Source organism: Rhizobium sp. BK602 (assembly GCF_014195095.1).
Classification (GTDB): Bacteria; Pseudomonadota; Alphaproteobacteria; order Rhizobiales; family Rhizobiaceae; genus Rhizobium.
The window spans coordinates 34,113-57,557 of sequence record NZ_JACIBC010000012.1 but is presented as its reverse complement, the minus strand read 5'-3'; the positions used below and the strand labels follow the sequence as shown (position 1 = coordinate 57,557).

The 23,445-nt window shown below is 61.4% G+C and carries 20 protein-coding genes; 4 read left to right on the top strand and 16 right to left on the bottom strand.

The window, feature by feature from the left end; all coding sequences use genetic code 11:
- Positions 1-5 precede the first annotated feature (5 nt).
- Genes FHX11_RS28005 through FHX11_RS27985 form a run of 5 tightly spaced genes read right to left on the bottom strand, consistent with a single transcriptional unit; the run spans position 6 to position 3,988 of the window.
- Positions 6-1,004, bottom strand: coding sequence for a biotin-dependent carboxyltransferase family protein (locus FHX11_RS28005; protein ID WP_184364112.1), 999 nt, complete (start codon positions 1,002-1,004; stop codon positions 6-8).
- Positions 1,001-1,711, bottom strand: a complete 711-nt coding sequence (pxpB, locus tag FHX11_RS28000) for a 5-oxoprolinase subunit PxpB (protein WP_184364111.1) — start codon at positions 1,709-1,711, stop codon at positions 1,001-1,003. The genes FHX11_RS28005 and pxpB overlap by 4 nt, the downstream gene beginning before the upstream one ends.
- On the bottom strand, positions 1,708-2,169 hold the full coding sequence (locus tag FHX11_RS27995) for a hypothetical protein (protein WP_184364109.1): 462 nt from the start codon (positions 2,167-2,169) through the stop codon (positions 1,708-1,710). The genes pxpB and FHX11_RS27995 overlap by 4 nt, the downstream gene beginning before the upstream one ends.
- The gene (gene accC, locus FHX11_RS27990) at positions 2,166-3,551 is read right to left on the bottom strand and encodes an acetyl-CoA carboxylase biotin carboxylase subunit (RefSeq protein WP_184364108.1); all 1,386 of its coding nucleotides are present in this window, start codon (positions 3,549-3,551) and stop codon (positions 2,166-2,168) included. Before accC ends, FHX11_RS27995 begins: the two co-directional genes overlap by 4 nt.
- Positions 3,551-3,988: a biotin/lipoyl-containing protein gene (locus FHX11_RS27985; protein WP_184364107.1), complete on the bottom strand. Its 438-nt coding sequence runs from the start codon at positions 3,986-3,988 to the stop codon at positions 3,551-3,553. The genes accC and FHX11_RS27985 overlap by 1 nt, the downstream gene beginning before the upstream one ends.
- Positions 3,989-4,537: 549 nt before the next feature.
- Between FHX11_RS27985 and FHX11_RS27980 the strand changes: the two genes are divergently transcribed.
- The 4 genes from FHX11_RS27980 (at position 4,538) to FHX11_RS27965 (ending at position 9,230) form a co-directional block, all read left to right on the top strand.
- Positions 4,538-5,035 carry a spore coat U domain-containing protein gene (locus FHX11_RS27980; RefSeq protein ID WP_184364106.1) on the top strand — a complete coding sequence of 166 codons (498 nt, stop codon included), beginning with the start codon at positions 4,538-4,540 and terminating at the stop codon, positions 5,033-5,035.
- A 25-nt stretch (positions 5,036-5,060) separates the two neighbouring features.
- Entirely contained in the window at positions 5,061-5,780 is a 720-nt protein-coding gene (locus tag FHX11_RS27975; protein WP_184364104.1) for a molecular chaperone, read from the top strand.
- A 196-nt stretch (positions 5,781-5,976) separates the two neighbouring features.
- Complete coding sequence (locus FHX11_RS27970) at positions 5,977-8,268, top strand: fimbria/pilus outer membrane usher protein (RefSeq protein ID WP_246781177.1); 2,292 nt, start codon at positions 5,977-5,979, stop codon at positions 8,266-8,268.
- A 14-nt stretch (positions 8,269-8,282) separates the two neighbouring features.
- Positions 8,283-9,230, top strand: coding sequence for a spore coat protein U domain-containing protein (locus tag FHX11_RS27965; RefSeq protein WP_184364100.1), 948 nt, complete (start codon positions 8,283-8,285; stop codon positions 9,228-9,230).
- A 67-nt stretch (positions 9,231-9,297) separates the two neighbouring features.
- On the opposite strand, the gene FHX11_RS27960 is transcribed toward FHX11_RS27965, so the two are convergent.
- The 11 genes from FHX11_RS27960 to FHX11_RS27910 form a co-directional block, all read right to left on the bottom strand.
- Positions 9,298-10,368 (bottom strand): siderophore-interacting protein, encoded by a 1,071-nt coding sequence (locus FHX11_RS27960; RefSeq protein ID WP_184364097.1) that lies wholly within the window; start codon positions 10,366-10,368, stop codon positions 9,298-9,300.
- A gap of 20 nt (positions 10,369-10,388) precedes the next feature.
- Positions 10,389-11,648 carry an MFS transporter gene (locus FHX11_RS27955; RefSeq protein ID WP_184364095.1) on the bottom strand — a complete coding sequence of 420 codons (1,260 nt, stop codon included), beginning with the start codon at positions 11,646-11,648 and terminating at the stop codon, positions 10,389-10,391.
- Complete coding sequence (locus FHX11_RS27950; RefSeq protein WP_246781186.1) at positions 11,648-14,041, bottom strand: TonB-dependent siderophore receptor; 2,394 nt, start codon at positions 14,039-14,041, stop codon at positions 11,648-11,650. Before FHX11_RS27950 ends, FHX11_RS27955 begins: the two co-directional genes overlap by 1 nt.
- Before the next feature lie 128 nt (positions 14,042-14,169).
- On the bottom strand, positions 14,170-15,123 hold the full coding sequence (locus FHX11_RS27945; RefSeq protein ID WP_184364092.1) for a FecR family protein: 954 nt from the start codon (positions 15,121-15,123) through the stop codon (positions 14,170-14,172).
- Between the two features lie 197 nt (positions 15,124-15,320).
- A complete protein-coding gene (locus FHX11_RS27940; protein WP_184364089.1) occupies positions 15,321-15,824 on the bottom strand; it encodes a sigma-70 family RNA polymerase sigma factor in 504 nt (167 codons plus the stop codon).
- A 313-nt stretch (positions 15,825-16,137) separates the two neighbouring features.
- Positions 16,138-16,476 (bottom strand): hypothetical protein, encoded by a 339-nt coding sequence (locus FHX11_RS27935; protein WP_184364086.1) that lies wholly within the window; start codon positions 16,474-16,476, stop codon positions 16,138-16,140.
- 17 nt (positions 16,477-16,493) lie between these two features.
- Positions 16,494-17,048: an ATP-binding protein gene (locus FHX11_RS27930; RefSeq protein ID WP_184364084.1), complete on the bottom strand. Its 555-nt coding sequence runs from the start codon at positions 17,046-17,048 to the stop codon at positions 16,494-16,496.
- A 4-nt stretch (positions 17,049-17,052) separates the two neighbouring features.
- Positions 17,053-19,413 (bottom strand): SpoIIE family protein phosphatase, encoded by a 2,361-nt coding sequence (locus tag FHX11_RS27925; protein WP_184364082.1) that lies wholly within the window; start codon positions 19,411-19,413, stop codon positions 17,053-17,055.
- Positions 19,410-20,585: a class I SAM-dependent methyltransferase gene (locus FHX11_RS27920; protein WP_184364080.1), complete on the bottom strand. Its 1,176-nt coding sequence runs from the start codon at positions 20,583-20,585 to the stop codon at positions 19,410-19,412. Before FHX11_RS27920 ends, FHX11_RS27925 begins: the two co-directional genes overlap by 4 nt.
- Positions 20,582-21,097, bottom strand: a complete 516-nt coding sequence (locus FHX11_RS27915; protein WP_184364078.1) for a ubiquinone biosynthesis methyltransferase UbiE — start codon at positions 21,095-21,097, stop codon at positions 20,582-20,584. The genes FHX11_RS27920 and FHX11_RS27915 overlap by 4 nt, the downstream gene beginning before the upstream one ends.
- A 36-nt stretch (positions 21,098-21,133) precedes the next feature.
- Positions 21,134-22,846 (bottom strand): EAL domain-containing protein, encoded by a 1,713-nt coding sequence (locus FHX11_RS27910; protein ID WP_184364076.1) that lies wholly within the window; start codon positions 22,844-22,846, stop codon positions 21,134-21,136.
- Positions 22,847-23,445: the final 599 nt, after the last annotated feature.

Here is a 23,445-nt window from a genome sequence, read left to right as displayed (position 1 = left end):
GCATGTCAGCGGCGCGACATCGCCGCCAGCGCCTCGCCGAGCATGGGAGCCGTCCGCCTGATATCGTCGACATAGGCTGTCACTGCCCGCTCGATGGAAAGCGCCTCGCGCGCGCTCGAGCGGACGAACCGAATGCGGCTGCCGATGCGGGCTTGTCCCAGCCGCCAGAGGTCGATCTCCACCACACCCGCGATCTTCGGATAGCCCCCGGCGGTATTGGCGTCGCTCATCTGAATGATCGGCTCGCCCGCGGGCGGCATCTGGACGACGCCGGGCACCACGCCATGCGAGCGCATCTCGACGGGCGCGGCGAGCCTGATGGGCTCTCCGGAGAGCCGGTAGCCCGTGCGGTCGCTCTGGGAGGATATCTTCCAGCTCTGCGACCAGAAGCGTTCCGCCTCCGAGCCGAAGAGATCGTGCTCGCCGGCGGGTATGGCGCGGATGAGCAGCGTGCCATCCTCCGCGACCGGAAAATGCGCCTTCAGCGCGACCTCCGGAGGCATGACGCCGAAGCCACCCGATGGCACCGAGCAGGGCCGCGCATCTGCGATGACCAGCCGGTCGTTGGCCGCCAGGAAACGGCCCTCCAGGCCACCGAACGCCCCGCGAAGCGAGGTGCTGCGCGATCCCAGCATCGGCTCGACCTCGATCCCGCCTTGAACACATAGATAGGCCCGGGCCGATTTGAGCGGCGTCTTGAGCTCCAGCACCTGTCCGGCGCCAACCGGCATCGCCCACCAGGACGGCAATGGTTTCCCGTTGAGATGCGCGCCGCAATCGGCGCCGGTGATGGCGATGACCGTGTCCTTGTCAAATTGGAGACGAAACGGAAATGTCTGGATCTCCAGCGCCGCCGCGCCGTCATGGTTGCCGAGCAGCACGTTGCCGATCGTCAGCGCCAGTTCATCCATGGCTCCGCTGGAGGTCACGCCGATGCTGCGATATCCGAAGCGGCCGAGATCCTGAACGGTATTGAGCGGACCGGTTTCGAGCACTGCGATCATAGCTCGATCCTTTCGGGGAGAAAGCGCACCCTGTCGCCGGGCGCCAGCAGCGCCGGCGATGCCTGCCGTGGATCGAAGACCGAGAGTTCGGCAAAGCCGATGGAATTCCAGCCATTCGGCCCCGTCAGCGCCGAAACGCCAGTCTGCATGCCGCCGATCGTCACCGTTCCCTTGAGCATCCTCAGCGACGGCACGGTCTTGCGTGGCATATGGATGCGTGGGTCGAGACCGTGGAGATAAGCGAAGCCCGGCGCGCTTCCGAGCGCAAAGACAGTGTAGCTGCCCTCATGGTGCAGACGCACCACCTCGCGATCGCCAAGACCGGTGAAATCGCAGATGGCGGCAAGGTCGGTCGCGTGTTCGCCGCCATAGGTGACCGGTATTTCCACCAGTTTGCCCGGCAAGTCGATATCGCGCCCCCGCTCCCATTCGGCGCGAAGCCGTGCCTCGATGCGATCCGGCTCTTCCGGTGTGTTCTTCAGAATGACAAGCAGGTTCGTCATGCCGGGAACGGCCTCGCGCACCTCGGGCCATGCTTCGACGGCTTGCGCAAGAGCCCAAATTCGGCGCTGCGCCGGCAGATCGAACGGACCGGGAGCCTCGATCAGATAGGACCGCGTGCCGATAACCGAGACCTTCGCGGCCTCGACGGATGCCGGCTTGATGACGGACGGAGCGGAGAGAATGGCAGCCTCCATGACTTTCATTGCGCCGCCTCGACCGGAAAGAGGGTATCACCGTAACCGACCAGCGCACCGGTCTCGACACCGCATTTGCCGAGGATGCCGCTTTCCGGAACCCGCACCGGCACGAGCATGGGCCCGATCGTCACGAAGCCGACGATCTGATCCGGCAGAACGGGAGTTCCCTCCCCGGCAAGGACGATATCGTTGCCCGAATGCGCCGCGACGAAATGGCCGGCGACCGGTGCCTTGACGGCAGGTGGCGCCGAGCGGGTGGGCGAAGGTTCGTCAGCGATAGCACCGGCGGCCGCCGGCGGCGACGAGGCTCCCGCCACGATGCGGATAAACGGGCCGCCCTCGGTTTCGATCTCGATGGCATCGACGCCGGCGGCTTCGAGCCAGCCCAGAATTTCGCCGATGACGGCGGGATCGGTGAGCGCCGCCGTCATGCCGGTCGGCTGTTTTTTCGGACGCCTCATCATGGCTTTTGCCCGCCCAACCATTTTTCGAGATGATGGATGTCCGTCGCCCCCGCGCAGAAGGCCGGGTCCTCGAAAATCCGCCGATGCAGCGAAAGATTGGTCGCGATCCCGTCGATCCGCGTATCCGCCAGAGCCACCCGCATGCGGCGGATCGCCTGCTCCCGCGTCGGCGCGTGCACGATGAGCTTCCCAATCAAGGAGTCGTAATGCGAGGGCACTTTGTAACCGGCGACCAGATGGCTATCGACGCGCACGCCGGGACCGCCCGGCCATTGCAGGCCGGTTACGAGCCCGGGAGACGCGGCGAAGGTCAGTGGGTCTTCGGCATTGATACGGCATTCGAAAGCATGTCCGACTGTCGCAACCTCGGCCTGGGACAGGTCGACAGGCAGTCCCTGGGCGACACGAAGCTGCTCACGCACGATGTCGATGCCCGAGGTCATCTCCGTGACCGGATGCTCGACCTGCAGGCGCGTATTCATCTCGATGAAATAGAACTCGCCATTCTCATAGAGGAATTCGAACGTGCCGACACCGCGATAGCCGATCTGGCGGCAGGCCTCGGCGCAACGCGCACCGATGGCGGCGGCCAGATCGGCGGAAAGGCCGGGAGCCGGCGCCTCCTCGACCACCTTCTGATGGCGCCGCTGCATCGAGCAATCGCGATGGCCAAGCCATAGGGCGTTGCCATGCTCGTCGCACAGAAGCTGGATCTCGACATGGCGCGGCTGTTCCAGAAACTTCTCGATGTAAAGCTCGGGATTGCCGAAGGCCCGGCGGGCCTCCTCGCGGGTAACCGTCACGGCAGCCTCGAGTTCGGCCGGATCATGGGCGACGCGCATTCCCCTGCCGCCACCGCCACCCGCCGCCTTCACGATCACCGGATAGCCGATTTCGGCAGCGATCGCCTTGATCTCGGCGATCTCATCGGGAAGCGCCGTATCCGGCCCCGGCACGCAGGGAACGCCGGCGGCCATCATCGCCCGCTTGGCGGCGATCTTGTCGCCCATGATGCGGATCGCCGAGGCCGGCGGTCCGATGAAAACCGTACCGACCGCCTCCACGGCTTCAGCAAAACCGGCATTTTCCGACAGGAACCCGTACCCGGGATGCACGGCCCCGGCCCCCGTCGTGCGCAGGGCAAGGAGGATGGCCGCCTGATTGAGATAGCTCTGGCCCGGCCGCGACGGCCCGATGCAGATCACCTCGTCCGCCGTTGCCATATAGGGAGCATTCCGGTCGGCTTCCGAACAGATCATGATCGTCCGCAGGTCCAGCTCCCGGCATGCACGCTGGATGCGCAGCGCCACCTCGCCGCGATTGGCGATCAGCACGGAATTGAAGCGGCGTGGACCGTCGATGGGAGCAGCATGGGCCGGCATCAGGCGATCTCCATCAGCGACTGACCCGCCTCGACCTCTTCCCCGTCCGAAACGAGGATACGCAGGACCGATCCGCCCTTGGGGGCGGATACCGTGCTGAAGACTTTCATCGCTTCGATGATGCAAAGGCCCTGTCCCGGCTCGACACGATCGCCAGCCTCGACGAAGGATGGCGCGCCCGGACTTGGAGAACGGTGCAGCAGGCCCGAAATCGGCGCGGTCACGATACCGCTGCCCTTGTTATCCCCGAGGGGCTGGGCTGCGGATTTCGGCGCATTCAGCGATTGTTGAATTTTGCCGGCATCGATGGAGGGGCCAGTCGCTTGCATGGAGTTGCCGAATATCCGGACGGTGGTGCCGCCATCCTGTACGGTCAACTCCAAAACTCGCGATCGACCGACAAATTCGATCAGCGTCTTGATCTTGTGCAGATCCATTCTGTCTCTACCATTCACGGCGTTCGGCCACCCGCCCTCGGGCTTGAGGCAACCGTTCAATTGATGCGGTCATGATCGTTACACGACGCTTCGCCAGATGGGGGCAGACAAAGTTTCTATGGGCGCCGCTCATCCCAGGAACCGGCGATGGTCGACGGCGTCCTGTCGCGCGAGGCTTCTGGCTGCACGAATCACGATGAAAATCCGAAACCCGAGGATGGGCGCTCGATAGTCGGCCGTATCTCGGCCTCTCGATGCACCGGCGATTTCACACCCGCATGAGCTGCAGTTCGTGTAGGGAGGACAGAGGTCGGCACATCCGCCCCAATCTCGACCGGATACTATATTTTCAAGGTTTATTAACTGTTTCGTGCTGCCGGAATATGCCTATTCCGGTACATTGCGGACGAATATTATTTATCCTGCGGGACCAGGCCGTTTTGCTCGAAAAACAACTTAATATTGTCCCGCCTTATTGCCATTGGCGCCCCTATATGATTAATTTAGGATATTAGCAAGTTCGTGGGGAGCTTGCGGAGGGGAAGTCAAATGCTGAAAGCCTTACGCATTGCCGTGCTCGCCGGTGCTGCAATGTCGATAGTCCAGGCACCTGCCATTGCCGCGGTGGCAACCGGCAACATGACGGTCCGCATCACCATCCAGGCCGAGTGCAAGATCCAGACAGCCAGCGATCTCGATTTCGGCACCAAGGGCGTTCTCGATGCCAATACCGACCAGACCAGTACGATCGGTGTTCAATGCACGAGCGGACAGACATACAATGTCGGCCTGAGCGCCGGCGCAGGTTCGGGTGCGACGACGACCGTGCGCAAGATGACAGGACCGGCGTCAGCCACCATCAATTACAGCCTTTACCGCGACACCAACCACAGCCAGCTCTGGGGTACGACGATCGGCACGGATACGGTCTCCGGAACCGGTAACGGCGACGTCCAGAACATCACGGTTTACGGACGGGTTCCGCCGCAGACCACGCCGGCCGCCGGCGTCTATACCGATACGGTGGCGATTACCGTTACCTACTGAACACATTGGACCCTTGAGGGCTGCTATGCGACGCATGTTTTCATGCCTTGCCACGATTGTGCTTTTTCTGCTGGGCGCGTGTTTGGCGAACGCCGCCTCCCTGCGCGTGGCACCAACCAATCTCGAGCTCATCGCACCCGATAGCGCCGGCGTGCTCAACCTGACCAATGACGGCGATCATCCCATCAACGTGCAGGTGCGCGTGTTCAAGTGGAGCCAGACGGGCGGCATCGAGCGGCTGGAGCCGACGACGACCGTCGTCGCCAGCCCGCCCGCCACCAAGATAGGCCCGAACGGCGAATATGTGGTCAGGGTGGTTCGAACCAGCAAGGCGCCGGTGCGCGCGGAGGAAACATACCGCGTCATCGTCGACGAACTGCCGGACCCCTCCCGCGCGAAAGCCGGTACCGTCACCCTGATCATGCGCCATTCCATCCCGGTCTTCTTCCGCGATGCCGGCGCCAAGGCCGCCGACGTGTCATGGAACCTGAGCCAGCAAGGGGGCAGCCTGCTGCTGACCGGCAAGAACAACGGCGACAGCCGCTTCCGCCTGTCGAACGTGACCATCAAGCAGGGCGCCGCGAAGATCGGCGGCCGCAACGGCTTGGTCGGCTATGTGCTCGGCGGCGCAACCATGCAATGGCCTGTGGGCAGTGCGAAATCCCTTTCCGGCGGAACGATAACCCTGCAGGGCCAAAGCGATCTTGGGCCGTTCAATGCCAATATCGCCGTCACGAAGCGCTAGAGCGCTTCGGCGCTTCATAGGGTCGCTGAAACGCTCTACCTCTTTGTTTTTATGCAAGTCCGGGCGGAAAACCGCTTCGCGCTTTTGCCGGAATTGCTCCAGCGTCTGGATCGCTGCCGCCTGTGCCCTTCTCCCCGTTTCGGCGCTGAACGCGCAAGAAGTGCCGAACGAGCCGATAGCGGCAGAAACCGATGGCATGCCCGCCGATACGCAGGATCTCCTCCTTGAAGTGTTCATCAACGACATCCCGATGAATATGATCGGCGATTTCAAGCAACGGCGCGATGGCTCGCTTGCGGCGACGGCGGGAGAGCTTCGCGAAGTCGGCATAAGACCTCCGGCCGGCGCCGGCGACGACGAGCTGATCCGCCTTGGCGATCTCAGCGATATCGCCTATCGGGTCGACGTGCTCGGCCAGCGGCTTTACGTCACCGCAAGCGATGACGGCCGCGCGGCGCGCGTCATCGATGTCAGGACAAAGCAGAAGCGCGATATCCCGCAAGCCCAGTCCAGCTACGGCGGCGTGCTCAACTATTCGCTCTTTGCCAGCTCCAACAGCCTGTCCGAGAACGATCTCGACGTCTTTCAGGGCATATCCGGCTCATTCGATGCCCGTGTCTTCAGCCCTTACGGTACCTTGAGCCAATCCTTCATAACCGGCTATTCCGACGGCAGTCTCGACGGCATCACCCGCCTCAACACCACCTGGAGCTATTCCGACCCAAAAAACCTCGTCACCTACCGCGTGGGCGATTTCACCACCAGCGGCCTCTCATGGACCCGCCCGGTCTATTTCGGCGGCATCCAGGCGCAGCGCAATTTCGCGCTGCGCTCCGACCTGGTGACGGAGCCGCTTCCCGCGTTCCGGGGAACCGCCGCCGTTCCATCGACACTGGAGATCTATACCCAGAACGTGCGTTCCTATTCCGGCGATGTGCCGGCCGGCCCCTATCAGGTCACCAATCTGCCGGTCTTTTCCGGCGCCGGCGAGGCCCGCGTCGTCCTGCGCGACAGCCTCGGTCGCGAAACCACGACGACCCTGCCGTTCTATTCGTCAAGCCTGCTGCTGCGCCAGGATCTATACGACTTCTCCGCCGAAATCGGCGTCCCGCGCCGCAACTTCGGCGTCGAATCCAATGATTATGACGATCGCATCATGGGCGTCGCCACGATGCGCTACGGGGTGAGGGACTGGCTGACCCTGGAAGGCCATTTCGAGGGCGGCCAGAACCTCCTCAATGGCGGCGTCGGTGCCGCCTTTCCCGTCGGCGCCTGGGGCGTGGCATCGGCGGCGGTTGCGGCAAGCGCCAGCGGCGGCCGCTCAGGCACCCTCTTCAACGCCACGCTGGAAATGAGCTACAACGACTGGTCTGTCTATGCGCGCATGCAGCGCAGCTTCGACGATTACGACGACATAGCCTCGGTCACGGCCGAACCGACGCATACCGGTTCGGGGGATTTCATCGTGCTCAGTGCCGGCGTGCCCCGGGCGATCGATCAGGTCACCTTGAGCATTCCCGCTCCGCTGGACCTCTCCAGCCTCAACCTGTCCTACACGCGGCTCGAAAGCGCGACTGGCGAGAAAAGCCAGATCGCCGGCCTCTCCTACAGCCAGACCTTCAAACGCGCCAGCTTCTATGCGTCCGCCTTTGCCGATCTCGACAACAGCAGAAGTTTCGGGATCTTCGCCGGCGTTTCGATCCCCTTCGGCGACAATATCTCCGCCAGCACCGGCATCGAAAGCGGCCCGGATGGCTTCAATGTCGTTGCCGATATCTCCAAGTCGCAGCAGCAGGAGAACGGCAGCATCGGCTGGCGCGCGCGCACCTCGGAAGGAAAGGACACCAACCGGCAGGCGGCGATCAGCTATCGCGCGCCCTTTGCGCGCTTCGAGGCGGGCGTCCAGCAATATGACAAGAACGTCCGCGCCACCGCGCAGATGGACGGCGCCATCGCCGTTGCCGGCGGCGATGTCTTTGCCTCCAACCGCATCGACGATGCCTTCGCCGTGGTCGACGTCGGAACGCCGGGCGTCGAGGTGCAACAGCAGAACAGGCCGATCGGCAAGACCGGCAGCAGCGGCCGCATCCTCGTGCCGAACCTCAATTCCTATGAGCCGAACACCGTGTCGATCGATCCGAAGAACCTGCCCGTCGATGCCGAAGTGCCGGCGACCAAGGAAGTGGTGGTTCCCGCCGACCGCAGCGGCGTCGTCGTCAAGTTCGGCGTGTCGGAGACGCCACAGGCGGCACTGGTCACGATCACCGACAGGAACGGCACGCCGCTTCCGGCCGGCGTCAGCGGAAAATTACAGGGCACAGGCGAGGAATTCGTCATCGGCTATGACGGACAGGCCTATATCCGCGGCCTTGGCGCACGCAACGCGATCGACGTCCTGCTGCAGGACGGCGGCAAATGCCACGCGAAATTCGCCTATAGGCCACAACGCGGCAGCCAGGTCGTCATCAGCGACGTGAAATGCTTATGAGCAGAGGAGCGAAAATGCGCGGCGCCATCAGTTTCCTGCTGTTCCTGCTGCTGCCTTCCTTGTGTCTTGCGCAGGCCTGCAGCTTCACGGCCACCGACATGAGCTTCGGCGCGGTCGATACCCTGTCCGGTGGCGCGGTCAACTCGACCTCGACGATCAGTGTCAGCTGCACCGGAGAACTTCTCACGCAGCGGCGGATCCTGATCTGCCCCGGCATCGGGGCCGGCAGCGGCGGCGCGTCCTCGGCGGCGGCGCGCCAGATGCTCAATGGCGCCTCCAGCCTGAACTACCAGTTCTACTCCGATTCCGGGCGGAGCGTGATCTGGGGCTCCAACAACTGGGCCTATTCCGCCAAGCCGCCGCCCTATGCCTTGTCGCTGAACCTTCTCGGATTCGCCAATGGGTCCACCACCGTCTACGGCACGGTATTCGGTTCCCAGGGCGCGGCGGCGCCTGGATCTTATCTTTCGAGTTTTTCGGCAGCCGACACGTATTTCATCTATCGCTACACCAGCGACACCAACTGCGATGCGCCGTCCGGAACGCTGGCAACCGTGTCCTTCGCCGTCAATGCCAGCGTCGCGGCCAATTGCCTGGTCAGCGTGGAGAATGTCGACTTCGGCACCCGAGGTGTTCTCAGCGCCAATGTCGACGCCACGGGTTCGGTCACCGCGACCTGCACGCCCGGAACGACCTATACGATTTCCTTGAGCGGCGGCACAGCCAACGCCGCGCCGACGGCGCGCAAGATGGCGAAGGGGGCCGAAACCGTCACCTACGGGCTCTATAAGGACACCAACCGATCGCAGCCCTGGGGCGATGCGGCCACGCCGGGCAGCACGGTGGCGGGAACCGGAAATGGCGCCGCCCAGATCCTGACTGTCTATGGCCGCGTGCCGGCGCAGCACACGCCGACACCCGGGACCTATACCGATACGGTGGTCGTGACGCTCACCTATTGAGCACGGATCGTTCGGGGCATGCCGGCTGACGTGGGAGCGGGCGATGCAATGACGATCCTCGCCAGCGTCACGCTGCCGCTTGCCCTTCCGCGAAACCCCGCCGCCAGAAGGCGACGACGAGATGCCGCTCGCGCGGCAGCTTCCAGTTCCGCCGGGCGAGCTTGCGCAGTTCGACAAAATCGCCGAATTCGCAGCCTGCCCAGAAATAGGTATCCTCTCCGAGACTATCGACATCGAGACGGCTCAGCGCCTCGGATAGTAGACCGGTCGTCCCCGCCGGCCGGCCATGGCGGTAAAGATAGGTCAGCTCGATATTGTCGCCGCCAGGCAATTCATAGCGGCAATCCGGATTGTCGATCTCGACGAACAATCTCGCACGCACCAACGGCGGGATTTCTTCCAATATGCGCGCGATGGCCGGAAGCGCGGTATCGTCGCCGCAGAGGACGAGCGACTGCGCCCTCGGGATCTCGCCGCCGGCCGGAGCGAACAGGCCGACGAGATCACCCGGCTGCGCCTGTTCCGCAAAGGTCGCGCCGGGACTGCCGCACTCGTCGTGCTCATGCAGGGCGAAATCGATTTCGATCTCGCCGCGTTCGGCGTCCCGCGAGCGGATGGTATAGACACGCGACACCAGCCTGTCCGCTCCGCCCGGCCAGGCGACCCGTCCATCCGCACCGAGCGTGGGCCAGACCGGCATGGATCCTTTCGGGGGAAACAGCAGGCGCACATGCAGCCCATCGGCGGCGAAATGGTGCAGTTCGTTCCCGCTCAGTCGCAAGCGGCGCATCTGCGGCGTTACGTTCTCAGCCGAAACGACCCGCATCTCGCGGAAGAACGGCGGCAGGCTGCTCCCGGCCTCGCCGTCGCCGGACCAATGCACGGCATCGGAACCAACCGCCGTCGAGAAATACTCCGCCACGACCATCTTGATATAGCAAAGGTCGATCTGGTCCTTTGCCGAAACCGCAACCGATATCTCGTCGCCCTTGGCGACTAGGTCGGCCCGGCCATAACGGGAAATGAGCGTTGCCTTGCCGCCCTCGGCCTCGACAGTCGCAACCTCGTGGAAACGATCGGAAAAATCGGCAACGAGCGCGTCCGCCCGCTCGCTTCTAATAAGGGTATTGGCTCGCAATTCGTTCTCCCGCTGCATGTCTAGCGACCATCCGCCGCTCGCGCCATGGTGATTGCATTGCTATCGGCTCCCCGCATCAAGAGGCCGATGACCGGCACGGCAAGGATGGCGATGACGGCAGCCGTGGTGAAGAAAACGGCATAGCCGAAATGCTCGGCGATCCAGCCGGCTCCAAGGCCGCCCGTCATGCTGACCAGGCCATCGGCACACTGAAAAAGCGTGAAATCGACCCCGGCCTGCTTCGGGTCCGACCAGCCCATGAACTGCGAATAGAGCGCCACGAAGCCGATGGACATCACGCCGGACGAGCTGGCAATGGCGATCGGCATGAGGAGGAAATTTGGTAAGCTGTCGCTAACGCTGAAGAATGCAAAGGCACCCAGCAGTATCGCCTGCGATAGGATCGCGAGGATAAGTACCGTGGCAGCGCCCCAGAGCCGCACCAGCAGGCCGCCGAGCAGCGCGCCGCTGAAACCGACGATCATGCTGCCGACGCCGTTCAAGGCGCCGATCGTCGCCAGATCGAAGCCGCGATCGATCAGGAACGGCCCAAGCATGGAGAGCCCCCATTTCTGGCCCGCGACATAGATCGCGGCGATCAACAGGCCCCTTTGCACTTGCGGGCGCTTGAGCGCGAGACGCAGCGACGGCACATGCGGCCGCGTCTCCGGCACACTGCGGGCTGCCGGCCCGAAAACGAACGGCAGGCCAAGCATGATGACGAGAAAGGCCATCGCGAAGACCGCATGGGTCCAGCCGGAGCGGTCCACCAGCACGAGAAACAGGCCGGCACCGATCGCCGAGCCGAGATAGGAGCCGCCGACCTGAGCGGTATTTCCCCAGCCATGATACTCCCTGGCAAGCGTTTCGACCGCATAGCCGTCGCAGGCGATATCCACCGTGGAGGTGATAAGCGCGACGAGCATCAATATGCTCAGCACCGGCGCCAGCGGATAAGGGCCGGTCAGGCCGATCGCGGCGAGACCGCCGGCACACAGCAAGCCGCCGGCAAATACGATCGAGCGGGAGCGGTTGCGCCCCTGCGCCGGCAGGCGAAAACGTTCGACATAGGGCGACCAGAGAAATTTCAGTGCCCATGGAATGACAGTGAGATAGAGCAGGCCGATCTGGTCCAGCGCCAGCCCCTGTGCGCGCAACACCGCCGGCAGGCCGAGCATGGTCACGCCGCCGATGACGCTCTGGGCAATATAAAGGCCCCCGACCGCGATGAAGACCGCGGCCGGAGACGGAGAGCGCGACACGGACGGAACCGCCGCCATCAGAAGCGATACCGCACGCTGGCGACCACCTTGCGGCCCTCATCCCAGTAGCAGAAGCCCGTGGTGCAGACTTGCTTGACCTCGTTCAGCAGGTTCGTCGCATTGACCTGCAGCCGCACGCCCTCGAACGAAGGATTGATCTTGCCGAGATCATAGCGAAGCGAGGCATCGACGAAGGTGCGCGCCTTGTTGTCGAGAACCGGCGTATGAACATTGTCGCCGAAGCTCGAACCGACATAGCGAAGACCGGCCCCGATGCCCAACCCCTCCAGCGCACCGCTCTGCACCTCGTAATCGGCCCATAGCGAGAACATGTGGTACGGCGAGGAATTCAGCGTATTGCCCTTGGTTTCCGAGGTCAGCTTGGTGATTTCCACGTCGTTGTAGGAATAGGCGGCAATCAGGTTCAGGCCGTTATCCAGCGACGCCGTCGCCTCGAGTTCGAAACCACGGGACTTGAGGTCGAGCTGACGCAGGAGATTGATGCCGGACGAGGTTTCGTAAACGGTGGCGTTTTCCTGGTCGATGTTGAACAGCGCCGCGGTGATGGAGGCGTTGCGGTCGGGAATCTGGTATTTAACACCGACTTCGATCTGCTTGCCGAGCGTCGGCTCAGCCTGCTGGGCAACGCCGTTGAAGGTCTGGATCACGCCGGGATTGGCGACATAGGACGTGCCATAGCTGACATAGGGCATGACGTTCCATGGCGTGACGTAGCCGAGACCAACGCGGAACGTCGTTTCGCTGTCGTCGCGGGAGTAACTCGTGCCGCCGGGCGTGTAATCGCTCTTGTGCCAATCGTGGCGAAGGCCGGCAGTAAAGCGCCAGGCATCGTATTCGATCTGATCCTGCACATAGAGGCCAAGCGAATTCTGCTTCTGGGTTTCGCTGTAGTTGATGTCAGGCATATAGGTATAGGTGTCGGTGAACAGGTCCGGACCGCTGCCCTGGCGCGACGTATATTTCATGTAGCTGTAGTCGATGCCGGTGATGAGCTGATGCTTCGCCGGCCCGGTGTCGAAATCGGTCTTGAGGTAGGTGTCGGTGGCAAGCCCGCTATTGTCCTCGCGGACGATGCCGGGATAATCGGCGAAGACCCATTCCTGCCTGGCGGAGATGTCGGAGTAGCGCAGCTTGTGATAGAGCGTGACGGAATCGCTCAGCGCCTGTTCGAGCTCGTAGCCGATCCGCCATTGTTTCTGCTTGAAATCGTTGAAGCGAGCATCGCCGCCATATTCGGACGTCGCGCCGATCGAGGTGCCGGCCGGCCCGTACTTGTTGATATAGCCCCAGGTTCCACCCGTCGTGGAGTTCATATATTCGCCGAGCAGCGTCAGCTTGGTGTCTTCGTCGGGCTGCCAGGTGAGCGCCGGCGCGATATATTGCCGGTCGTCCTTGATCGCTTCGATCTGGTTGCGCCCGTCGCGCACCAGGCCCGTCAGGCGATAGAGCAGCGTATTGTCGTCGTTGACCGGCCCGGAAAAATCGAAGGCGGATTGGAGGCGGCCATAGGAGCCGTACTGGACCTCGATCTCCCGCAGCTTTTCTTCCGTCGGCCGCTTGGAAATGATGTCGACGATGCCGCCGGAGCTGCTGGCGCCATAAACGGACGCCGCGGGGCCGCGCAGCGTGGCAATGGCCTCCACGCCGTAGGGTTCCAGCCGGAACAGGCCGTTGGGGCTGGCGATCTGGCGAAGACCGTCGCGGAAGATGCCGGTATAGGTCAGATCGATGCCGCGGACCTTGAAGGCATCATATCGCGGCTCGGCGCCATACTGTCCCAGGCGCGCGCCGGGCGTATAGTTCAGCGCTTCGGACAGATTTTGCGGCCGCAGATCCTGCAGCTGTTTCTGCGAGACCGTGGAAATGGACTGAGGCGTTTCGGCGATCGGCGTATCGGTCTTCGTCGCCGTCCGCCCGGATTTTCCGACATAGCCGTCCGTCGCCAGGATACCGGTCACGCCCTGGTCCTGACCCTGCACGACAAGCGGCTCCAGAATGGTCGAGCCGTCGGGCGCAACGCCGCCGGCCTGCGCCGACGGATCGGTCTTGTCGTAGATGCGGACGGTGCTCGGGCCGGTGAAGCTATAGGCAAGTCCCGAACCGGCGAGCAATTGCGCGACCGCCGCCTTGGCGGAGAGATTTCCGCTCACGCCGCGCGTGGTTTTTCCGGCCGTTATCGCAGTCGGATAGAGCAGCCGGATATTCGCCTGGCGTCCGAAAGCCAGAATGGCGCCTTCCAACGGTCCGGCTGCGATGGAAACGGTGACCGTCGCCTGGCCGGCATCCGTTGCCGGCTTGCTGGCTGTCTGTGCTTGGCCGGCCCCCGCATAGGCCGAAACGCTTACAAAAACCGTCGCCGCGAACGCGCCGCGCCTCACCTTCCAAGTCATCGATGCCACACGGGTCCCCTTATTCATCCCTGCGTCTGAAACAAAGCCGCGCCGCCCGGACGCGCCATTCCTTTACGAAGAGTGAAAACGGCAGGGACCTCCTGACGTCGCGTTCGAAAAAAATTCGATTATTTCGAGCCGATGAGGACCAGCACGTCAGTCACACGGGTCACCGATACGGGCAGATTGCTTTTGATGATGGCAAGGGCCTCGTCGGTATTGGACAGATCGAACACCCCGGAAACCTTTCTGTCAGCCGCCTGGGCATCGAGAATGACGATGCGGCCGTGACGATAGCGGGCCAGCGTCTCGGCCACCTTGCTCAAGGGCGTCGCGGAAAAGACCAGCTTTCCCTGCCGCCACGCGGTTTCATTCGCCACATCCGCCTTTGCGACCGTCGCCTTGCCGGAACTGTCGACCGTAATGGCATCACCGGCCCTGAGCACGGTGTCGTTGCCACCGGTCTTGACCTCGACGACACCTTCCTCGACCTGAACCAGATGCGGCAGCGAGCCGGCCGCGGTCTGGACGGAATAATGCGTGCCAAGGGCAGTTGCGCTCAAACTTCCGTCATCGACGATAAAAGGCCGCGCCGGGTTCTTGGCGACATCGAAGAAAGCCTGCCCGCGCAGCAACTCGACATGCCGCTCCCCCACGGAATAGCGCACGGCGATGGCAGTGTCGGTATCGAGATCGATCTTGGTGCCATCCTCCAGCACCACCGACCGCACCTCTCCCACCTCGGTATAATAATCGGCACGCCAGCGATCGATCAGCCCCATCTGGTAAACCGCGCAGGATGAGGCGGCGATCACGCCGACCAGCATCACAAGCCCGATCGCCCGCGCCGCCGGCGAACGCCGCGCCTTCAGGCTGTCGAGCGATACCGGCGCGTCCTTCAGACTGCCCCAAAGCGCCTTCATCTCATCATAGGCCACGGCATGCGAGGGATCGGCGCGCAACCAGCGCTGCAACTCGGCCCTGTCCTGATCGCGGGCGTCGGCAGACTGCAGCCGGGCAACCCATCCGGCTGCGGCCTCGGCCAATCGGTCGTCGATTTCCTCGTCGCAACTGCGGCTCATGATCCCATCGGTCTGTCTGCGGCCTGACGTGCGTCGCGATCTTTCAGATCCGCGTCTCGCGCTTCGGGTCTTTGATGTTGTGCATGTCGTTCTGACAAAACCGCTGCACAGTTTTGCGCGACATGCTTTACCACGGCATGCATTCGTTCCGGCTCTCTTCCTAAGAGCCAAAACGATGCCCGTCTCCTGACGTCGTTTCAGAGAAATATTTCGGCGCGGATCTTTCGGCAATGCAGCAGCGCCTTGATGATATGCTTTTCGACCATGTTGCGGGATATGCCGAGTTCGACGGCGATCTCGCCGTTGGAAAGACCGCGCAGACGGCTGAGAATGAAGACCTGCTGGCACCGCCTCGGCAGTTCCTCGATCGCCTTCGCCATGATCAGCAGGCATTGCCGGGCATTGACGATCCGGTCTTGCAAAGGGTGTTCGTCGGGTTCGTCCATACCGGCATCGTCGGGAAGGAACATGGCTCCCTCCCTTGTTTGCCGGGTGAGAATGACCCGCGCCACCGATCTCGCCACCTGGAACAGATAGGCCTGCGGATTTTCGATCAGCGTCGCATGCGAGGCTTCCAGCATCCGCAGGAACGTCTCTTGCGTCGCATCCGCCACGTCATCCCGGTTCTTCAGCCGGCGATGGAAAAAGCGATGGAGCCGTTTTTCCTCGCCCGCATGCAGGGAATAGAGCATCTCCGTCATCCCATATCCACGTCCTGATCTTCGCGATCCAACAAGCTATGCCGGGTCTTGCCTCCGCCGCTTCCGCAGGAAATTGCGGCTTCGCGCAGACCCCTAAAATTTGTTGAGTTTTAATGTCATGTTTTGACTACCCCATGTCGCGCCGGCTTGCAACGCTTTCGATTCGCGAAAAAGGCAGGGGTCGATGCCGGTGGGCGTCAGGCGCGCGCGAGATCGGGACCTCTCCGGCGGAAGAGGCCTATGCGGTGTCCGGAACGCGAGCGAAAATGCCGAAACGATCCGCGCCGGGGCGCGAGTGGCTTTGAGGCCGGCGTCAGGTCAGCCGCAGATCGAGGCCCGGATGCAGTTTCTTGAGGTTCGGCAGCGATTTCATCTGCCATGGAACCTGGGACGAACCGCATACGGTCAGGTGGATGTCAGGATGCTTGCGCGCCTCGATCGTCAGTTTGGCGAGCAGGTTTATGCCGGACGAGTTCAGGAATTGCAGACCGGTCAGGTCGAAAATCGTCTTGCCGCCACCATCTTCAAGCGCTTTCATGGCCAGGCTGTAAACCGGCGAATAGGCGTCCGGTCCTGCCAGGCGCATGGTCCCGTCGAAATAGACTGTGCTGCCTTCGGACCAAACACGGAACGCTTCTTCCCTGATTTCCATGGCATATCTCCGCAGGTTTAAGACAGCCCAATCGCCATCGACGCATAGGTTTCAAGTTTCGTACGCTTGTGCGGGCTGTCGACCTCGAAACGCCAAGCCAGATGCACTTGATAGTCGCTCATCAACGTCAGCAGCCCCAGTCCCGAGGTGTTGCCACTTTGCGTCGCGCTCGCCTCGAGCTGCTGGATGAGCAGGTCACCCGGATCGCCTGCCATCACATCCGACAACAATTGCTGAAACCTGGTTGCCGCATCATCATCGACGAAATTCGATACTCGTATCTTAAAACTATCCGCGTCGGCCAAAACTTCAACGACGATCTCGCCATGTGTGCGAAACTTGATCGCGTTTTCGATCAGCTCGTTCGTCACATAGCCGATGTCGTAGCTGACCAGCTTGTATTGGCGCCTCGCCGGCCGGAAGCGCAGCGCCACCATTTCCGCGATAAAGTCGGAGGTCATGGAGGAATGCTTCCAGCCGAGACCGAGCGGTCCGTCCAGCAGGCAAAGCCGGACCGCGCGGCTGGTGTCGAAGGGGAGCAGATGTTCTCGACCGTAAAAGACCGTTGTCATGCCTTCACCTGTGCCGCATCACGACGAGAGTAATATCGTCATGGATCTTTTGCGTGCCGATATAGGCCATGAGCTCGGCGAGAATGCCGTCCACGACCTCTTGAGCGGATCGGCCATGCAAGCGGCGAGCGCCCTCGCATAGCCGTTCGATGCCAAACAGCTCGCCCTTGGCATTCTCGGCTTCGGTCACGCCGTCGGTGTGCAGGACGACCATATCGCCCTTCTGGAAGGATATTTCCTTGACGGCGACGAATGGCGATATGTCGGGTTCCAGACCAACCGGCAGACCAAGGTCGCCGGTATCGATCCGCTCGACCTCACCCGTCTTGCGGACGACGACCATATCCTCATGCTGGCCCGATATCGTCAATTGCTCGCCATTATAGTCGAGGAAGGACAAGGTGAGATGCTTGTCGGTTTTTGTCCGCTCGATATTCTTGAAGATGGCGCGGTTCAGGTCGGTGATAAATTGCGCGGGATCGGTTTCGCCGGCTTCGAGCAGCGCCCGCGCGATCGATTGCACCATCAGCATCAAAACGCCGCTTTCCAGCCCATGGCCGGTGACATCGCCGATGCCGATTTTCAGATTCTTTCCGTTCTGCAGGACATCGTAGTAGTCGCCGCCAATTTCATCCGCGGGGCGCATATAGGCGGCAATCTCCAGATCGTCGATCGCCGTCAGCTCCTTGGCGCGCGGCAGCACCATCAGCTGAATCTGCCGCGCCACGTCCAATTCGGCGCCAAGACGCAGATTCTCGCTCTTCAACTGGCCGTTCAGCGCAGAGATCTCCTCCTTGGCGGCCTCGATCTCCTTGGTCCGGTCGGTCACCAGCCTTTCCAGATTTTCCGTATGGAAGCTGATGTCTTCCGCCATGCGGTTGAATGCCAGGCCGGCTTCGGCGACCTCATCCTTGGTGGGAATGTCCACGCGGACGGAATAGTCCTTGGCCTGTATGCGCTTTGCCGCTTCCGCCAGGGCGCTGATGCCGCTGGTAATACGCTTCGATGCGGCAAACACGGCGGCCGTCACGATCAGCAACGACACGAGAACCGCCATGATCTGATAGAGCAATATGCGATTGGTGGCGCGCGATATCTGGTCTTTGGCAGCGATGAGCGACGCATAAATCTCGCGCTCCGGCACGACGATGCCGAGCGACATGACCTCGCGCTGGATCGGGCCGTTCACCCAGAGATTGGTCGCATGCAGCTGCTTGACCACGACCAGATAGGGAACATCCTCGCCCTGTTCGTTCAGCGAAATATGCTGGATGACGCCATCGGCATCGAGCGGCAGGGTCGAGATGGCCTTTTGCGTACTGTTGCGCAGGGAGCGGTCGAGGCCCGTCACGCCCTTGTTGGCCGCATCGCTTGCCGAGCGCAGGCCGATGATCTTTTCTCCGACCGGATTGATGGCGACGACGTTGCCGTTGGACATGGTCAGGAAGCCGAAGCCGCTTTCGGCGACCTTCACGTTCTCGACGATCTCGGCCAGCTGATTGAGGGTGATATCGGCGCCCGCCGCACCGGCCACATCATGCCGATCGGCCGTCCAGAGCGGGTGAAAGAAGCTGACGATCAATTTTCCGGTAATCGCATCCGTATAAGGAGCGGTCTGCGTAATATTGTCGGCCACCGGCCGCGACGCGGCGTTCGACGCCCATTGCTGCCAGGATTCATAGAGGCCGGGAAAGAAGAAGGTCCAGAAATCCGCGCTGTTATGGCCCGGATAGAGCCTGTCGAATGTCTGGGCCTGCGCCGTGTAAGGCGCGGTCCGGAAGATCGGGCGCTCCCTGGGGCCGATATAGTACATTTGCAGTTTCGAAGCGCCGTTCTGCAGGAGAGACGGAGCGACGAGATCAAGCACCGCACTTGTTTCGATATCGGCCTGGACCTGCGGCAACGGACGATGGTCCTTATCCAGCAGATAGCCCCATACGCTGACCACCGACGGCGATCCGGGAAGATTTTGCGCCCATTGGCCAGTCGAATCGTAAGTGACGGTCACCGCACCAGGGGCCGCTTTCGCCATGGCCGCACCGATGTCGCCGTTCCTGGTCGGATGATCGACCTGGTCCTGCAGCACGCCCGCCAACGCCTTGACGTCCGAGTGGACCTGATCGAGGAGCAGGCCGACCTGGGCTGCCGTGGAATTGGTGTAGGAGCGAATGTAGTCCTGGCTGGCTCTCTCAAGGCCGTCGCCAACCTCCATCGTGGCGTTACGGGAAAGACGCTGCACATTCCAGAGCGCCAGACCGCCGCTGACCAGCAGGTCGAAGAGCACCGCACCGCCAACGACGATGATGAATTTGGCCCGAAACGACCGCAGTCCCAGTTTCTGTGGCGTGATCGGCGCGTGCATCATAGCGGCTTCTGCCCCGATGCTGCCCAGATGGGCCAACCGGCATATCCCCTGGGATGAAGCGCGGCGAAAATGTGATCTTCGAAGCCTTGCCTGAAGCGCTCGATGAAGTCCGGCGGATCGCCTCTCTTGACCGCCATCTCGCCCGCATAGACATTTTCCCATGCGGTAATGATATCCGCAAAGTCCCGGGGGTCGCCGTCGAGATTGGTCACCATGAAGCTCTCCATTTTGACATCCGTAAAACCGGCATCCAGCAATAGGCGTCTACCCTTGGGTCCCATCTCGACATCCATGTCGAAGTAGGCGAAAAGCTTGGCAACCTCGGTATACGTCCACTGAATACTGTCTGACCGTGGTTCGCCGAGACAATGGGAGTTCTTCTCGTTGGTAATATAGACTCTGCCGCCCGGCTTGCAGATCCGATAAAGTTCCCTCAGTAGTAAATCCGGGCGATCAAAGATTTGCAGCGAGTGTCTACAGGTGACAAAATCGAACTGGTCGCTTTCGAAAAGCATCTGCGACGCGTCACCATAAGTATATTCGATATCTCGAACATCGAAATCTTCCGCTACCGCGCGGGCATAGTCAAGACTCAAAGCCGAATGATCCAAAGCGACGATCTTGGCCGGCGCGAACTCCTTTCGCAAAAGCATCGCGAAATCGCCGATGCCACAACAGATATCCGCAATGCTCATGCCTTCGCGAAGCCCGTGGCGGGGCAATATCTCCCGCTCATGCCGCCAGGTCATTTTCGTCTGTGTTCTGAGGATCGGAATGAAGCTCTGATTCTCGACGAAGGTCTGGCCGGGATAGAAGGCGGAGTCGTAAATCTCGACGACAATATTGGGTGAAAGATCGCAAAGATGCTGAAACTGTCGGGACGCCCAGGCAACGACGCTCGAAGCGACGACAACGAATTTAAGCTCCGGCCTCGAGCGGGACGCATCGACCAGCACGCGCGTCAAGGCTCGAAACGCCGTGTTGTTCATGTGGGTGACGCGTTTGAGATTGACGTAGCAGACACCCTTGACAGTCTCGATGGCGCTTCGCAGCAAGGCCAGGGCATCGGCGATTTCCGCCAATGAACGCGGTCGCAGCACGCCCGTCAGGGAAAATTCCTGATTGCTGAGGTTGAATTGCGCGGTGAAGCTGACGGAAGAATCTTCGCTCAATTGAGTAGCCTCTCAAGCGGCAGATCGACGATGAATGTGAGGAGGCCGGCGCTGGCGTCATGTAGCTGAATGACAGCGTCGTAATTGACGGCCAGGCCCAGCAGGATCGCCTGGTCCGCGGGTGCCGTATCGCTTGCGATGACCTCGAGATAACTCGCGAATAACTGATCGCTTTTGAGACCCGCCACCACCTCACTGTAGAATTGATATTTCTGAGGTGAACAGGGAAAGGTCAATTCAACGCGCTCGATGTCGGCGCAACGATAGAAGCGGCATGCAAACTTGCCGCCATATTCGTTCGAGTGAAACGACATCTCCAGAAGCTCGTTGAGAGCCGCCGAAAGCAGGTTCGCATGACGAATGGGATCACGGCGGTCATGACTGACCATTCGAGCGACGTAGTTGGCACACTGATCGCAATACAGCCAGTCTGCAACGAAGGTCGCCATCTCCATCTCCAGATCGAGCAATTGTTCGAAGGCGGTATGCGTCGGCGTTTCTTTTATATTCACCGAAACCTCCCTTGACGGATCGGCGCATGGCATTGTTCAGGGACTGGGACGATCGCCGTGATAGGCGGCGGTCGCGAAAATGGGCGTTCGTTGCCCGATGAAGTCATCGATCAGATCGGTGCTGATGGGCGGGCTGAGATAAAACCCCTGCAGTCGATCGCAGCCTTCGGCCTGAAGCCAGGACACTTGCTGCGCCGTCTCCACGCCTTCCGCCGTCACGCTCATGTCAAGGCCATGCGCCAGGGCGATGATGGATCGAACGATCGTCTGGCTCTTCTCGTCTTCCAGCAGGTCCTTGATGAAATACTTGTCGATTTTGATGTTATCGAACGGAAAATTCTTCAGGTAGCTCAGCGACGAATATTCCGTCCCGAAGTCGTCGAGCGAAATCTGGATGCCGAGCACATTGAGCGTATTCAACGTGTCGAGATTGTTGATGGTGCGCTCCAGCAGCACGTTTTCCGTGATCTCCAGCTCCAGGCGCTCGGCGGGGAAGCCGACGATATCGAGTGTCTGGGAGATCCTGTCGGTAAGGCCGGGGGCCAGAAACTCGGCCGGCGACAGATTGACGGCGACGGTGAAATGTTCGGGCCAGGTGAGAGCCTCCCGGCATGCTTCCTCGAGCAGCCATTGGCCGATCTCGCTCATGAGTCCGTCGGCCTCCGCCATGGGAATGAAGGACATGGGCGGAATTATCCCGAGCATCGGATGCCGCCACCGCAGCAATGCTTCGAACCCGGCGATGATGAACGGCGGCCTCACCAGTGGCTGGTACTCGATGAAGAACTCGTCGCGCTGGAGCGCGACGCGCAGGCTTCGCCGCAGCAGCTCCCTCTGCTCCAAAACCAGCAGCATGCCGGGATCGAACGTTCGCGCGCAGCGCCGCCCGTCCTTCTTGGCGGCATAGAGAGCCACATCCGCAGCCTTCATCAGCTGTTCGCCGGCATTGCCGTCACGCGGCGCATGCGCAACCCCGATGCTGGCGCCGACGAACAACGAGATGCCATCGATGGTGAAGGGCTTCTTGAATTCGGCAACCAGTTCTTCCGCCAGTTTTTCGGCCTCGGCGGGTTGTTGCGCGGCGACCTGAATGACCGCGAATTCGTCGCCGGCCAGGCGATAGGCCGTCCCGTTTTGCCCGAGCGCGCGCCTTATCCTTTCGGCGGCGAGCCGAAGCACCGTATCGCCGGCGCCATGCCCCAGCGTATCGTTGACGGGCTTGAAATCATCCAGGTCGAGCTGCATCAGGGCAACGCCCGTTTTCCCGTCGGCCGGGAGCAGCTTCTCGAGTTCCTCGCTGAATTGACGGCGATTGGGCAACCCTGTCAGGACATCATGCGTCGCTTGATGGACGAGACGCGCCCGTTCAGTATCCCCGAATGATGCCGTTCTCGCATTGGCGCCGGCATCGGTCGTGTTGATATCGATGATGGCCAGCCCGGCCTGAGTATAGAACAGCAGCAGATCGCGCCGTTCGGGCGCCGTGGCGTCGAGCTGGATGGTGCGTGGCTGGCCGGTATCGATCACGAGCTGCACGACGGCCGCCAGCGCGGATCCTGCCAGAAGCGGATAGGCCTCCCACAACGTCACGCCCGCCTGAGACGCGAGGCCGACATGATCTTTAAATTTCTCGGAGCAATCGATGAGCGTGAAATCAGGACTCCAGAGGGAGAATAGCGCCTCGGAGCTGCTGTCAAATTCGGATTTTTGTGGAACCAGCTTCGGCCAATTCACACGGTTTTCGGGCATAAGGTTACACCTCCCAAACCGGCCCATCCCCCTGATGCAGCCGCTCCCCAACCTCTCACCGACATGTCTCGTCTATACGCCAGCGTATCTTTCGCTGCGGTCGCAGCGGAGACTCCACCAAAACGAAGTGCCTTGCACGTCAGCGGCGAGTCCGTTGTCGCGAGTATATTACTAGATATTCAATTAGGAAATAGCCAATGAACACTATGATATGCAAAGATCGGAGGCCCATAGTTTTGAAGGATTATTGCGCTTTTTTCCTCAAGGCTCCTTCAATGCTTTTGCAACCTTCCGATGTCGTTGAAGGACGGCGACAGGTCACGGGGAGGAGACGGAAGAAAATTGTGGCCGCATTCGACGCATGCGGTCCTTGCCTGGAGCGGGTTCCCGTCGCCGATCCGGCGGGGCATCGGCGGCCGCGCGAAAACCGTTGGCAGTGCGTCACGGCCGATCTGCTTCAAAGACCGCAGATTGCCGGAACGGCACAGCATCCGGCAAGAAGACCGGCCGGAAAACTTGCGTATATGTCGGGATATTACAATCTTCGCAAGAAATTGCGTGGACAATAGTCGGTAACGGGATCATATCTGGAAACAAGC